The sequence below is a fragment of the Haloarchaeobius ordinarius genome (assembly GCF_051801355.1).
Lineage (GTDB): Archaea > Halobacteriota > Halobacteria > Halobacteriales > Natrialbaceae > Haloarchaeobius.
The window spans coordinates 1879452-1894011 of the sequence record NZ_CP196560.1 but is presented as its reverse complement, the minus strand read 5'-3'; the positions used below and the strand labels follow the sequence as shown (position 1 = coordinate 1894011).

At 71.1% G+C, this 14560-nt stretch carries 13 protein-coding genes; 12 read left to right on the top strand and 1 reads right to left on the bottom strand.

Annotation, left to right across the window (positions count from 1 at the left end; all coding sequences use genetic code 11):
* The first annotated feature begins 14 nt into the window (after positions 1-14).
* From ACSC1R_RS09810 to ACSC1R_RS09755, 12 genes are all read left to right on the top strand, one after another.
* Positions 15-584 carry a DUF7310 family coiled-coil domain-containing protein gene (locus ACSC1R_RS09810; protein ID WP_439025564.1) on the top strand — a complete coding sequence of 190 codons (570 nt, stop codon included), beginning with the start codon at positions 15-17 and terminating at the stop codon, positions 582-584.
* Complete coding sequence (locus ACSC1R_RS09805; protein WP_439025563.1) at positions 581-1021, top strand: DUF7311 family protein; 441 nt, start codon at positions 581-583, stop codon at positions 1019-1021. The genes ACSC1R_RS09810 and ACSC1R_RS09805 overlap by 4 nt, the downstream gene beginning before the upstream one ends.
* A 360-nt stretch (positions 1022-1381) precedes the next feature.
* Positions 1382-3247, top strand: coding sequence for an ATPase, T2SS/T4P/T4SS family (locus ACSC1R_RS09800; protein ID WP_439025562.1), 1866 nt, complete (start codon positions 1382-1384; stop codon positions 3245-3247).
* Positions 3241-4995 (top strand): hypothetical protein, encoded by a 1755-nt coding sequence (locus ACSC1R_RS09795; RefSeq protein WP_439025561.1) that lies wholly within the window; start codon positions 3241-3243, stop codon positions 4993-4995. Before ACSC1R_RS09800 ends, ACSC1R_RS09795 begins: the two co-directional genes overlap by 7 nt.
* 445 nt (positions 4996-5440) lie before the next feature.
* Positions 5441-5923: a DUF7283 family protein gene (locus tag ACSC1R_RS09790; RefSeq protein ID WP_439025560.1), complete on the top strand. Its 483-nt coding sequence runs from the start codon at positions 5441-5443 to the stop codon at positions 5921-5923.
* Positions 5916-6347 (top strand): DUF7285 family protein, encoded by a 432-nt coding sequence (locus ACSC1R_RS09785; RefSeq protein ID WP_439025559.1) that lies wholly within the window; start codon positions 5916-5918, stop codon positions 6345-6347. Before ACSC1R_RS09790 ends, ACSC1R_RS09785 begins: the two co-directional genes overlap by 8 nt.
* Positions 6344-7240 (top strand): DUF7284 family protein, encoded by an 897-nt coding sequence (locus ACSC1R_RS09780; RefSeq protein ID WP_439025558.1) that lies wholly within the window; start codon positions 6344-6346, stop codon positions 7238-7240. The genes ACSC1R_RS09785 and ACSC1R_RS09780 overlap by 4 nt, the downstream gene beginning before the upstream one ends.
* The gene (locus ACSC1R_RS09775; RefSeq protein ID WP_439025557.1) at positions 7237-10551 is read left to right on the top strand and encodes a DUF7286 family protein; all 3315 of its coding nucleotides are present in this window, start codon (positions 7237-7239) and stop codon (positions 10549-10551) included. Before ACSC1R_RS09780 ends, ACSC1R_RS09775 begins: the two co-directional genes overlap by 4 nt.
* Entirely contained in the window at positions 10481-10918 is a 438-nt protein-coding gene (locus ACSC1R_RS09770) for a DUF5791 family protein (protein ID WP_439025556.1), read from the top strand. The genes ACSC1R_RS09775 and ACSC1R_RS09770 overlap by 71 nt, the downstream gene beginning before the upstream one ends.
* A 61-nt stretch (positions 10919-10979) precedes the next feature.
* The gene (locus tag ACSC1R_RS09765) at positions 10980-11876 is read left to right on the top strand and encodes an SDR family oxidoreductase (RefSeq protein ID WP_439025555.1); all 897 of its coding nucleotides are present in this window, start codon (positions 10980-10982) and stop codon (positions 11874-11876) included.
* 45 nt (positions 11877-11921) lie between these two features.
* Positions 11922-13091 (top strand): DHH family phosphoesterase, encoded by a 1170-nt coding sequence (locus ACSC1R_RS09760; RefSeq protein WP_439025554.1) that lies wholly within the window; start codon positions 11922-11924, stop codon positions 13089-13091.
* 42 nt (positions 13092-13133) lie between these two features.
* A complete protein-coding gene (locus tag ACSC1R_RS09755; RefSeq protein WP_439025553.1) occupies positions 13134-14222 on the top strand; it encodes an aldo/keto reductase in 1089 nt (362 codons plus the stop codon).
* A 75-nt stretch (positions 14223-14297) separates the two neighbouring features.
* On the opposite strand, the gene ACSC1R_RS09750 is transcribed toward ACSC1R_RS09755, so the two are convergent.
* Complete coding sequence (locus tag ACSC1R_RS09750) at positions 14298-14468, bottom strand: HVO_0758 family zinc finger protein (protein WP_261650432.1); 171 nt, start codon at positions 14466-14468, stop codon at positions 14298-14300.
* Positions 14469-14560 lie beyond the last annotated feature (92 nt).

Here is a 14560-nt window from a genome sequence, read left to right as displayed (position 1 = left end):
CGGCCATGGCAGACATGTCCGACCAACTGGACGACCGGCTGCGGGCGGTCGAGCGTGCCATCACAGACGACGATTCCGTGCCGGGGGGCGTCGGGGTCGACGGTCCCGACTCGGCCACCGGGGGCGAGTGGACCACCGGCACCGAGACACGTGATAGCACTCAACCTGATTCCCGGCTCACCGACCGGCTGGACGAGGTCGAGACGACCGTCGCCGAACTCGAGGCCGCCGTCCAGGCGCTCCGGGGGTACGCCGGGAACGTCCGGAGCGTGAACGAGCGCGTCGAGCAGCGTGCCGACGGGGCACTGGCGGCGGTCGAGTCGCTGGAAGCGCGCGTCGAGGACGTGGAAGCGGACCTAACCGAGCGTGACGCGCAACCGGGCAGCCAACCGGACGCCGCGTTGGCCGCCGAGTGGTCGCCCGGTCGAACCCGACACCGTTCCTCGGCCACGTCCCCGCGAGCGGCGGACACGGCGGCCGGCGCGGCCGCGGCAGACGAGGAGGCCGACCCGTACACGATTCCGAACCCCGACGAGGACCGCGACCGGCAGGGGCTCGTCGCCCGCGTCCGGGAACTCCTGTGAGCCTCCGGCCCGTCCTCTCGGTCGTTCTCGCAGTGGCACTGCTGGCGGTGACCGCGCCCGCACTGGACGACGCGAGGGCACACCGGAGCGACCAGCAGGTGTCGACCGACCTCGCGCGGCTGGACCGTGCAGCAGCGGGACTGGTCGCCAGCGAGGACCGGACTGCCGGGCCTGGTGCCCGGCGGGTCGTGACCGTTCGATTGCCGGCCGAGGGCTGGACGACTCGCCGGGTCGACTGGGTCACGGTCGGCGGGACGCCAGGCGACCCGGACCCGCGAGTGCTCTCGTATCGGCTGACTGGCGGCCCAGTTCGGCACGTTCGGGTTGCCGTCGCGCTTCACACTCCTCAGGAGCGGCCGCTGGTTCTGGAGGGGAGCGACGAGTATCGGCTGGTTCTCACGCTCGGGGCGGATGGTGTCCACGTCGCTCGCCTGTGACAACGGTCGTTCTCCGGGCTCTCCGAGACGACCTGCAGGTCAGGAAGAACGATAGTGTGTGAGTGGACGAACAGCTCACTCGCGCTGGTGGCGATGACCGCCCTGCACCGCCAGCACCGCCCAGCACCCTGCACCGCCAGCACCGGCCGGCACTCCGCACCGTCCACACCCTCCCCAGCCGACTCCCTCCACTCCACTTCGCTCCGTTCCGGTCGCCCCTCGCGCGCTATCGACTCGCGGCCTCACCCCGTTCGGCCCGCGAGCCAGCGCGCGCCACATCGGGTGAACACTCCGCCGTCACCCACGTCGTCCAACCAGCCAATCTCCGAGTTTAAATCCGAGACCGCGGCCAGCGAGGGTATGTCCCTGCGTTCGCTGCTTGGAGACGACTCCGACGACCCCTGTGGCTGTGTGACCTCGTTCGAGGGCGACCGGCTGGTGCTCGACGCGACTGACTGTCCCGGCGGCGACCTCGCGGCCGACCCCGACTGTCGGGCCGCCGCCATCGGCGCACTGGAAACCCGCGACGCCGAGAGCGTGGTCGTCAGGGCGGACGGACTGGAGCGCGCCTACGAGGACGACACGGCCGCGTTGCTGGTCGCCGCCGGCCGGTTCGCCGACGCGGTCGCGTTCCACGACCCGGTGCTGGCCGGGCGAGCGAGGACCGACCCGTTGCGCGCCGCGGCCGACGCGACCGCCCGCACTGGCCCGGTCTCGGCAATCGTCGCGGAGACGGGTCTCGCCCTCCTCGCAGCCCGCAAATCGAGCTACGACGACGCCCTGCGACCGTATTCGGGGCCGCCCGTCAGCAAGGCCCGGGTCGCCACCGACCTCCCGCCGGGTGCCACGCTCGTTACCACGCGCGAGACGAGCACCGACGCGACCGTCCGGGAGTACGAAGACGCGACTGGACGGCGGTCCTACCACCTCGAACCGGTCGAATCTCGACTCTCGGAGAGCGACCTCGTGACGCTGGCCGACGCCTACGCGTCCCTCGCGGACGGTCGAATCGAGGGCGCGGCACGGGCACCGGGGCGGGCCGTCAGGGCAGTCGCCGACGAGTCGGCACCGGTCGAAACGCTGGCCGCGGTCTTGCGCAAACACACCCGGGAGTTCGGCGTCCTCACCGACCTGTTCGCCGACCCGGCCGTCTCCGACGTGTTCGCCTCCGCGCCCGTCACGGAGACGCCGCTCCGGGTTACCGCCGGCGGGCACACCATGCCGACGAACGTCCGGCTCACCCCTGCCGCGGCGGGTGCACTGGCCTCCCGGTTCCGCCAGGAGAGCGGGCGTTCGTTCTCCCGGGCCAACCCGACACTCGACGCGACGGCCGAGATGGCCGGTGACCCGGTCCGCGTCGCGGGCGTCACGACCCCGGTCAGCGACGGCTACGGGTTCGCGTTCCGCCGGAACGGGCGCGACGCCTGGACGCTCCCTCGACTGGTCGCCGCCGATAGCCTCACCGCGGAGGCGGCCGCGTTCCTCTCGCTGGCGGTCGACCGCGCTGCGGCCGTGCTCGTCGCTGGAACCCGCGGTGCGGGCAAGACGACGACGCTCGGGGCACTGCTGTGGGAACTCCCGCACCAGACCCGGACCGTCGTCATCGAGGATACGCCGGAACTCCCCGTCTCGGCGCTCCAGGCCGGCGGCCGCGACGTCCAGGCCCTCCACACCACGACGGGTGACGGACCGAGCGTCGCCCCGGCCGAGGCGCTCCGGACCGCGTTGCGGCTCGGGGAGGGTGCCCTGGTCGTGGGCGAGGTCCGCGGCGAGGAGGCCCGCGTCCTCTACGAGGCGATGCGGGTCGGGGCGAGCGGGAGCGCGGTCCTCGGGACCATCCACGGCGACGGCGGGGCGGACGTCCGCGAACGCGTCGTGGCCGACCTCGGTGTGCCCGAGTCCTCGTTCGGCGTCACCGACCTCGTCGTCACCTGCCGGCCCATCGAGACCGACGCGGGCACCGAGCGGCGAGTCACCAGCATCGAGGAGGTGCGGGCCGGAGCCGACGGCGTCCACTTCGAGTCACTGTTCGCACTCGACGAGCTGACGCTCGCGCCCACTGGTCGCATCGACCGCGGTGAGAGCGCCCTCGTGGCCTCGCTCGCTGGCCCAACCGAGTCCTACGCCGACGTCCGGGCCGACCTTACCGACCGAACCGACCGGCTTGCCGCGCTGGTCGCCGACGGCCGAACCGACCCCACAGACCTGCCCGGGGCACCGTGTTGAGAAGATTCGCCGCGGGGGCCATCCGGGCACTCGCCCGCGCCTACCCCTGGCCAGTCGACACGAGCGACGACCTCGCACAGGCACTCGCGTTCCTCGCGAGCGACCTCTCACCGGAGACAGTCACTCGCGGGGGCTACGCGACGGCTGCCATCGGCGGGGCGCTCAGTGCGGTCGCCGGCGCGAGCCTCGGCCTCGACCCGGTATCGGTCCCGCTGGTCGCGCTGGCGACCGGCCTCGCCCTCGCACACGCGGTCCACTCTACACCACGCGTGCTGGCGTCACTCCGCCGGACCGCCGCGCTCGGGGACGCACCGGCCCTCGTCGGCCGTGCCGTCCTCCGGATGCACGTCGAACCGACCGCCGAGGGCGCGGCTGCCTTCGCTGCCCGGAGCGACGACGGTCCGCTGGCGGCCAGCCTCGCCCGCCACGTCCGCAGAGCGGCCGGAACCGGCGACACCGGGTTCGGCTCGTTCGTCGCCGCGTGGCGCGACACCGTCCCCGCCCTCCGGCGCGCTCTCGATCTCGTCGAAGCGGCCGCCGATGCGCCGCCTGGCGAGCGCGCCAGAACCCTCGACCGGGCGATGACGGCCGTCCTCCGGGGGACCCGCGACCGCCTCGCCACGTTCGCCGCGAGGGTGCAGGGACCGGTCACCGGCATCTACGCTTTCGGCGTCTTGCTCCCGCTCGCGCTCGTCGCGGTCCTCCCCGCTGCCCGGGTCGCCGGCGTTCCGGTTACGCTCGGGGCGCTCGTGGCGGTCTACGACGGGGTGCTTCCAGCCGGACTTCTGGTCGCCAGCGGGTGGCTGTTCACCCGGCGGCCCGTCGCGTTCCCGCCGCCGACGGTCTCACGGGCCCACCCCGACGTTCCATCGCGGCCCTGGCGAGCGCTGGCGGCCGGCGGGGGCGCGCTGCTGGCCGCGGTCCTCGGTGTCCCGCTGGTCGCACCGGACTGGACGGTCCCGCTGGTCGCGCCCGCAGTCGCCCTCGGCGTCGCGCTCTCGGTCTGGTACCGGCCGGTCGCCGCCGTCAGAGACCACGCGAAGGCGGTCGAGTCGAACCTCGTCGACGCCCTGTACCTGACCGGCCGGCGAGTCGCCGAGGGCGAGGCCGTCGAGGCCGCGCTGGGACACGCCGCTGGCGAGGTCGCGGGAGCGACCGGCGACGTGCTGGCGGACGCCTGCCGCCGCCAGCGACAGCTCCGCGTGGGCGTCCGCGAGGCGTTCCTCGGCGAGCACGGCGCGCTCGCCACGGTGCCGAGTCCGCGCGCCCGGAGTACGGCCGCCCTGCTCGCGCTGGCGGCCGACGAGGGGGCTCCGGCGGGCCGCGCCATCGTCTCGATGGCCGACCACCTGGAGGACCTCCAGCACCTCGAACGCGAGTGCCAGCACGACCTCGCCCGCGTCACCGGCACCCTCCGGAGTACTGCGACGACCTTCGGGCCGCTGGTCGCCGGGGCGACTGTCGCGCTCGCCGACGGGATGCGACTCGGCGGGAGTGCAGGTGTGAGAGCGGGTGCCCTCGCTGGCGGTGACTCGGCCGCCGCGACCGCCCCACCCCTCGCGACGGCCGACCTCGGCCTCGCGGTGGGGGCCTACGTCCTCCTGCTCTCGGTCGTCCTCACCGTGCTCGCGACCGGCCTCCAGCACGGGCTGGACCGGACCCTCGTCGGCGTGCGGGTCGGGCGCGCCCTCCCGACCGCGGCGCTGGTGTACCTGGGGGCGTTTCTGGCCGCCGGGACGGTGCTGTGAATCTGTGGGGAGTTTTCCGCCGTGGCGCGCGCTGGCGAGCCGTGCTTCGCGCCAGCGAAGCCGCGAGTCAAGGCCGCGCGAGGGACGACCGAAGTGAAACGAAGCGGAGCGGAGTGAAGCGGAGGGAGTCGGCTGGGGAGGGCGTGGTGCGGAGCGGTGCCGTGCGGTGGCGGTTCCATCTCCACCAGCGCGAGTAGCCTGCTCGTCGTCACCACCCACCGAGACGGCGCTCACCAGACGAACACCAGCACAGCGGACACCAGCACAGCGGACACCAGCACAGCGGACACCAGCACAACGGACACCAGCACAACGGACACCAGCAAAGCGGATACCAGCACAGCGGATACCAGCACAGCAGATACCAGCACAGCGGATACCAGATTCGCGAACGACCACGACCAGCAACCCACAGTTCAAGTACGAACCCGCGGCCAACCCCGGCATGCCAGACCTCCAGATAGACGCGTGGTACTGCTGGGTCGGCCTCGCGGCGGCGAGCCTCGCCGTCGCGGGTGTCGCCGTCGAACTTCCGACCAGACCGGCACCCGACGCGGGTGCCGCCGCCGACACCGTCGACGCGGTCGCGGCCGCCTCCTACCCGACGACGGCCGAACACCCCATCGACGCGAGTGCGGTTCGCCTCGGTCCGACCCGACTCTCGCTCCGAAACGCGGGCGGCACGAGCCACGCGAGCTTCGCGTTCGGGCCCGTCGTCCCCGTCAGCGCCGGCACGCGACTTCACCGGGTCGCTACCGGGACGCCACCCGAAAGCGTGTTCGACTCACCGACCGCCTTCGGCCGAGCCGTCTCGGCAGCCCGGGAACGCGCCGACGCGCGAACCGCTGGCTGGCGACCCGCCGACGACCGACTGCTCGTCACTCGCGTCCACTGGGAGGAGACGAATGTCACGCTGGTCGATGTCTGAACTGCCGCCCGAGCGCTCCGTCGGCGACGAATCCCGGGCACAACTGGAGCCGTCGGCCGCCCTCGTCGCCGTCTTCGCCGTCTGCGTCGGTCTCGCGCTGTTCGCCGGGAGCCTCGACTCGACGCTGGCGCGGGTCGACGGCGGCGACAGCGTGGCTGGCCGCGACCTCGCGAAACCGACGCTCCGGCAGGCCCACGCCGCCGTCGCGCCGAACGGGGTCGCTGACCCAACCAATCTCGCGGCCGCGGCTGCGACCGGCCCTGAAGGCTACCACGTCGCCGTCACGCTCACCGCCGCGGGCGAACGCTGGCGTACGGGTCCGGCCGCGCCGCCGGACGTCTCGACCGCGGTTCGACCGGTCAGCGTCCGCCTCGAACCGGGTGTCGTGGTCAGCGGCAGGCTGCGAGTGGAGGTGTGGACGTGAGGCGTCGCCGTGCCGACGTTCGCTCCGGCGACTCGCGAGCCGTCAGCACCGTGCTCGACGTGGCCGTCTGCCTGCTGCTCGTCTCGGCGAGCGTGCTCGTGGTCGTGGCCGCCGAGCGACCGGACCGACCCGATGCAACCAGCGCGGACCACGCCGCAGAACTCGTCGGGGCCACGACCGCCACGGTCGAGTACTCGCTCGCGCCCGGTGCCCGCCGGGCCGACCAGTCGCTCGTCCCCTTCCCCGAGACCGGGGGTCCGGTCTTCGACCGACAGGCCCACGGCTCGCTCGCCGACCTGCTCGCGCGGGCTGCCGTCGCCAGCGCGACCGTCGACGGGAGAACCATCGCACACGCTGGCGACGACTTCGAGCGAGCAGTGGCGAACGCGACCCGGCGGCGACTCGCCGGGCTCGACCGGGACTGGCAGGTCGTCGCGACGTGGGGCCCGACCGGCGAGGTCGTTCGTGGGCAGGTCGTCGTTGGCGACGCGCCCCCGGCCACTGCCGACGTGCACGCGGCGACCCTCGCGGTCAGGGTGACAGCCGCGGCCGGACCAGCCGAGGACGACTGGAACGGCCTCGCGTACCGGACCGCCAGCGCGACGGTCCGAACACTGTTCCCCCCCGACCGGAGCCACCTCGCGTTGCTCGGGGACTACCCCACCGACCGTCTGACAGCGTACCGGTACCGCCGTGTCGCGCGGCTGCTCGGGACCGACCTGGATGGGACCCTCGCCGAGGCGGATACCCACCGCGCCAACCAGCGCCTGACCGCGGCGCTCGCCAGTCGGGTCGAACCGTCCCTCCGCGCTCGGTACGACTCGCCAGCCGAGGCCGCCGCTGCAATCACACCCGGAACCGTCGTCGTCACCGTCAGGACGTGGTCCGCGTGAGGCTCGCCGACGACGAGCGAGCGCGGGTCCCGTTCGCCCTCGTCGGCGTGCTGTTGCTGGTCAGTAGCGCCACGCTGGTCGGAACGCTCGCGACCCGCGACCCCGGCGGCACGACACCCCAGGCCGACCTCGCGGCCGAGCGCGCCGACGCCGCAGTGAACACCGCACTCCGCGGGGCAGTCCGACGGGCGAGCGTCGAAGCTGGCGCGAACCCGGTCCTGTCACCGGCGGACACGCCCTACGGCCGAATGCTGAACGACTCGACACCCTTCCGTGACGCGCTTCGACTCCGAATCTACCGGCAGGCACAGACGGCGCTTTCGGAAGTGGACGTCCGCATCGGGAACGCCCGTGCGACGGCGACGCTGCCACTCATCTCCGACCCGACCACGGCCCGGCTGGCGAAGAATCGCGTCCACCTCCGGCGGACGGGCGACGGGACCATGCGGGTGCGAATCGAGAACGTCACCGTCAGGGTGCGCGTCGGCGGCAGGGTCGTGGCCGTGGAGGAGCGAACGGTCCGGTTCACGGCTGTGACACCCGTCTTGCTCGTCCACGACCGCGTGGCCGACTTCGAAGCGCGGCTGAACCGGGGGCCGACGGAGGGACCCGGCTTCGGTCGGCAGTTCGCCGCCCGCCTCTACGCGTGGGCCTGGGCGCGGGGCTACCTCCAGTACGGCACCAGCACGGCCAGCAGCAAGTCCAAGGACGGCGGAGTCGTCGCGAACGTCCTCTCGTCGTCGTACGTCTCGCTATCGGCGAACGAGGCCGCACTCGCCACACAGAAGGGGAGCTTCGGTCGGCCGGACGACGCGGGACAACGAGCACTCGGGCGGGCCCGGGCCCGTATCCTCGCGACGGAAGTCCTCGGCCAGGTCCAGCAAGCCGAGACGGGTATGTCACCCTCGCAGTGGCTCGACCTCGTCCTCGGCGACCCCGGCGGGACCCTGGCGAACGCTGGCCCGGATATCCCGCCCCCGACGACACCGGCGACGACCGCGAGCGACCCGCTCCGTGTCGGGGTCAACGAGAGCGCGGACGACGCCTTTCGGGCGTTGCTGGCCGACGAAGGCGACGGAGCCGTGGCTCGCTCGCTCGCAGAAATCGTCCGCGAGACCTACAGCGCAGACGTGTCCGTCCGAAGTTCGGTGACTCGCGTCGCACACGACCCAGAACCGGACCCCATCTCCCCGGGCCCGGACTGGGAACTGGTGAGAACGTGGGAATCGGAGACGACGACCGTCCACCGGGGCGACGCCGACGTTCCGGAGCCCGGGAACGGGTGGTCACGACTCCAGTCGTACGAACGCGTCGTCACCGTCACCCGGACGACGAGGTGGCGCTGGAAGACCGGGAACCGCTCCGACGCCCCGCCGTGGAACGACAGCGACCCATCGACCCGGACGACGAGAGCGACCCACGGCAGCCGGTTCCGTGTCGGCCTCGCGGTCGTCGCGGACCCTGCTCCCGATAGCGACGGCCCTGACCGGCCCATCGCGGGCGTCTTCGACCGTCCCGGGCCGCTTGGCGGCGGCAACCTCGTCGGCGTGCGGGCCGCTGCTGGCGACCTCGTCACGGCCCGCGGCGGCCCCGACGCCCTCGCGAACCGAGCCGTCACCGGCGACCTCGACGAGACCGAGACGCGGCTGTACGGTGACCCACCGGCAGGAATCGAGGCCGCGGTGTACCGCGGCCTCCCCACACTCCGCGAGGCGGTCCGGAACTACTCGGTCGAGCGCGCTCGCGGCGACCTCGTCACGAAGGCGACACCGGCGGCCGACCTCGCACAACGAGTCAGCGACCGGGAGGCACGTCTGGTCGACGCACCGGCCCGGTACGATGGCGTCCTAGAGCGGGCCCGAATCGCGGTCCGCGTCGCCTACCTCGAACACGTCCGCGCGGAACTCCGTGAACGCGCGAGTACGACCACCCGAAGCCGTCGCGGTCTCGATAGCGTCCTCGGGGGGTTCGGCCTCTCGCTCGACGGTCTCTCGGCGACGATGACGGCCCAGAAACGGGCGACGGTCCCCGAGTCCCGAAAATTCGGCCACGGCGGCCCGACCGGTCCGGTACAACTCGACGTCGACGGTGTGCCATCGTACCTGGTGCTGAACGAGGTCGAGCGCCAGCGCGCACCCGCCATCCAGTCGGCGGGCTACCACCCACTCGTCGCACGGAACCAGAACCTGTTCACCGTTCCCTACGGCGATGTAGCCGATACGGCGGTCGACCACACGACCAGGGACACCGACCCCTCGTCGGTCGACCTTCGGGTCGCGACGCGGGCGCTGGTGGCGATGGAGGTCGCGACGAAACTCGTCGAGAACGAGACCGCCCGGCGAAAGCGAGCCGCCCTCGAAGACTCGGTCACGGAGTCGCTCTCGGGCGTGCAAGGCCGCGTGGCGGCTGACCTCGCCGCCGAGACCGACCTCACGCGACCAGCGGCCGAGGACGCCGTCGACGCTGCGCTCGACCGGTGGCCGACGACCGGCGGGCGAGCACAGGCCGCGGTGAACGGCTCGCTGGCCCCGGCGGTCGCCGAGACCACCCTCGCTCGGTCGGCACGCCCCGAAACCGCCCGCTGGCGGGACGAACTGACCGTCCTCGCGCGAGTGTCGATACGTGAGGCGGTCCGGTCCGAGACCGCCCGAACCGACGAAGCCGCCGTCGCCGACGCCGTCGGCTTCCTCCGGGCGAAGCAGGACGCGCTCGTCACAGCGGCGAACGCAGCGAGCGCGGCCCAGCTCGACCGCGCGGCACGAGCGTCCAGGTACGGGAACGACTCGATGCTGGCCGTGTTCGCCGGGTTCCCGCTCGTCCCGTTCTACTCGTGGGTCGCGACGGTGAACGTCTGGGTCGTGGACGTGCGCGGAACCTACGCCCGGTTCACCGTCCGCGCACGTCAGGGTGGCCCAGGCGACCCCGGTGGGTCGTTCGTCTACAGCCGTGACGGCGGGGCCGTCGCGGTGGACCTCGACGGCGACGGCGTCCGAGAGCGCCTCGGCAGGGCCGACCGCGTCACCTTCGATAACCGGGTCGGCGTGTTCGTGGTGGTCCCACCCGGCAAGAACGGCGTCGGCGACTTCGACGGCAACGCAGACGAGCGCTCGCCGGGGTGGCCGTGTCTCGGGCCGACGGTGTGGCCGCCACGCGACGACGCCAGGAGTGGTTCGACCGGAGACGGGAACGCGTCGACCGGATGCAGCAAATCCTTGTACCGGCCAACCGAAGCGTCCCGTCATGTTCCACGAACAGCGGATGGACGTATCGGGTCTGTCACCGGCCGACCTCGAAGCCGAGTACGCCGGTGACCTCGCCGACGTCGTCGATGCGGTCGGTATCGACACGGTCACCGGATCGACCGGGCTGGACAGGGCGAGCGTGAAGGTACTGGCCGAGGGGAACCTCCCCGAGGATTTCAGTCTCGAAGAGGCCGCCGAGGTGCTGTCGCTGGCCGACGGCGTCGCCGACCCGGAGACGGTCGTCACGATGGCCTGCGAGCACCTCTTGCTCGGGATGACGACGGGCGTGATGGACATCGAGACGGTCGCGGCCGACCTCGACAACGCCCTCGACCTCGACCCGACCGAGGTCCAACAGAAGATAGAACGCCGCGCCCCGATGTCGTTCCGCGAGTTCGTCCACATCCAGCACGTCATCGCCAGCAAACAGCCCTGAGCGGGCGACTGTTATCACACAACGGTAGCGGTATGAGGAGGGCCTGCCTACGGCTGTCCATATGCGTGTCGCGATTCTCGGCTGTGGCTACGTCGGACTCGAACTGGGGCGACAACTGACCGAGGCTGGCCACGACGCCATCGGCGTCCGTCGCTCGGACGACGGACTCGATGCCATCGAAGAGTCGGGGTTCACCGCGGTTCGGGCGGACCTGCTCGAGACGGATTCGCTCTCGGCGATTCCGGACGTGGACGCCCTCGTCTACGCCGCCAGCACCGGCGGCCGCGGGGCAGACGCGGCGCGGACGGTGTACGTCGACGGGATGCGGACGGCCCTCTCGCACTTCGCCGCTCGCGAGAACCCGCCGGAGCGACTGGTGTACACCTCCAGCACCGGTGTCCACGGCGACCACGACGGGGACTGGGTGGACGAAGAGACGCCGCTCTCGCCGACCACGCCGAAGACCGAGGTGCTGGCCGAGGCGGAGGAACTTGCACTCGTGGCAGGCGACGAATTCGGCACCGACGGGACAGTCGCGCGGTTCTCGGGGCTGTACGGTCCCGACCGCTACCGGCTGGAGCGCTACCTCGAGGGGCCGGTCACCGAGGGCTACCTGAACATGGTCCACGGCGAGGACGCCGCCGGAGCGGTCCGGTACCTCCTCACCGGGGACCTCGCACGCGGCGAGGTCGTGCAGGTCACCGACGACGAGCCCGTCTCGAAGTGGGCGTTCGCGGACTGGTTGGCAGAGCAGTGCGGGGTCGACACGCCGCCGAAGCAGACCATCGAAGAGCGCCTCGCAGCGGGCGACCTCTCGGACGCGGCCGAGCGCCGGCTGCGAACGTCGAAACGGTGCTCGAACGAGAAACTTCGCAGTCTCGGCTACGAGTTCAGGTACCCGACGTTCCGCGAAGGATACCGTCAGGCGGTCGATTTGTACCGTCAGAGACACTCGTGACCGACTTGGGGAACCTTCTTACCAGTCGACCGTGAGAACAGGGATATGTGGTTCGCTGCCACCCCGGCGGCCGTCGCTTCCCGTGCCGCCGGTGTCGTCGAGACCGCGACGAGTGACCCGCTGGTAGCGGGTGGACTCTTCGTGGCTGTGTTGGTCCTCGGGCTCGGTGGCTGGGCCGGCTACAGACGGTTCAACCGGACTCCCGGGGAGCGGTTCCTCCGGGCACTCCGCTATCCCGACGAAGTCGCCGTCCTGTTGCACCCGAACCCCGACCCCGACGCGATGGCCTCGGGGATGGCGGTCGCGCAGCTCTGTCGCCACGCCGGGGTGGACGCGACGCTCCAGTTCCCCGGCGAGATACGTCACCAGGAGAACCGGGCGTTCCGGACCGTCCTCGACCTCGACGTCGAACAGATCGAGACCGCGGGCGACCTCGCCGCCGACACCGTGGTCCTCGTCGACCACAACACACCCCGTGGCTTCCAGGGCTCACAGGGCGTCGAACCGTACGCCGTCGTCGACCACCACCCCGGGAACGGGACCGGCTCAGCGTTCACCGACATCCGGACCGACTACGGCGCGTGTGCGACCATCTTCGCCGAGTACTTCGACGACCTCGACGCCACCGTCGGCAACGGCAACGGCGACGGGGTCAGCCTCCCGCCGTTCACCGCGACCGGCATGGTGTACGGTATCCAGGCCGACACCAACCACCTCACGAAGGGCTGTTCGGCCGCGGAGTTCGCGGCGAGCAGCTACCTCTACCCGGGCGTGAACGAGGACCTGCTCGACCGCATCGCCAACCCGCAGGTCCCGCGCGAGGTGTTGAAGACGAAGGCGAAGGCCATCCACGAGGTGGACGTCGACGGCCCGTTCGGCGTCTGTGACCTCGGCGCGATACCGAACGTCGACGCCATCCCGCAGGCAGCGGACGAACTGATGCATCTGGAGGGCGTCTCCGCGGTCGTCGTCTACGGCGAGAAAGACGGCACCATCCACATGTCGGGGCGCTCACGCGACGACCGTCTCCACATGGGCGAGGCGCTCCGGACCGTCGTCGCGGACATCCCGATGGCCGAAGCGGGCGGGCACGCCCGCATGGGCGGCGGCCAGATATCGAAAGACCACATGGAAGGCCTCGGTCCCTCGAAGGGCGTCTCCCGCGACCAGTTCAAGCAACGGTTGTTCGACGCGCTGGCTGGCGAGCGGTCGTAGTCGAACGGACGGCTTTTCTCTCCGACGCCCGAACCGACGTGCATGGTTACGAAGACGGCGACGTGGGCCTACCGCGACCGGTTCCACGAGTCGTTCGGCCGGACGTACTTCCGGCGGTTCGGCGACGGTCTCGTGTCGAGCATCGGTCTTGGAACCTATCTCGGTGACCCGACGGACGCGGTCGACGAGCGCTACCACGAGTCCATCGTGAAAGCGCTGGAATCGGGCGTGAACGTCGTCGACACCGCCATCAACTACCGCTGTCAGCGCTCCGAGCGGGTAGTCGGCGAAGCCGTGACAGACGCCGACGTCGAGCGTGACGCCGTGTTGGTCTCGACGAAGGGCGGGTTCGTCCCGTTCGACGGCGAGCGGCCGGACGACCCGGGCCAGTACGTCCAGTCAGAGTACGTCGACACCGGCATCGTCGATACCGACGACCTCGTCCGCGGGAGTCACTGCATCGCACCGCGCTACATCGACGACCAGCTCGACCGGTCGCTGGAGAATCTGGGGCTGGACAGCATCGACCTCTACTACGTCCACAACCCGGAGACGCAACTGGCCGAGAAGTCCCGCGAGGACGTGTACGACCAGCTCGAGGCGACGTTCGAAGTGCTGGAGCGGCGGGCCGACGAGGGCGACGTCCAGCACTACGGCGTGGCGACGTGGGAGTGCTTCCGGGTCGGCCCCGACCACGACTCGTACCTCTCGCTGGGGGAAATCGTCGGGCGGGCCCGGTCCGCCGCCAGAACCGTCGGGAACGCGGCGACGCACTTCCGCGCGATTCAGCTTCCCTTCAACGTCCACATGGCCGACGCCTTCACCGTCGAGGGGCAGTCCTCCGCCGACGGCACAGTCAGTACCCTCGCGCTCGCTCACCAGGCCGACCTCGACGTTTTCACCAGCGCCTCTATCCTGCAGGGCGACCTCACGAGCGAGTTGCCCGACGAGGTGGCGGCGAAGCTGGCGGGTGATTCGACGGTCCAACAGGCCATCAACTTCGCCCGGTCGGCCCCCGGCGTGACGAGTTCGCTGGTCGGCATGAGCCGCCCCGAACACGTCGAGGAGAACGTCGCGGCCGGGACGTTCGACCCGATGGGGGCCGACGCGTTCGATTCGACGTTCGAGTGAGCAGCTGTGGCAGGGGCGCGGCCGGCGCTGTCGCTCACGTGCTGAAAGAAGAGAAACGCCCCCGCGACCCCGTGATTATCTGATCTCTTTCCACTCGCCGCCGCAGTCCGGACAGGTTCGTACCGTTCCGATGGCGTCCGGGTCGTTCTTCGTCTTCAGTGTCTTCCCGCACTCTGCGCAGTTGAGACGTTCGTACGTGTCCTTCTCGAGCGTGCCGTCGCGTAGGGCTTTCCTGACCGACTTCATAAACGGCGCTACGATGGGGGAGGCCAAAAGTACCGTGGTGTCTCGGCTTTCGATTCGAAAAGTTTGAACCGGGCGGTCCGAAACCTCCGACC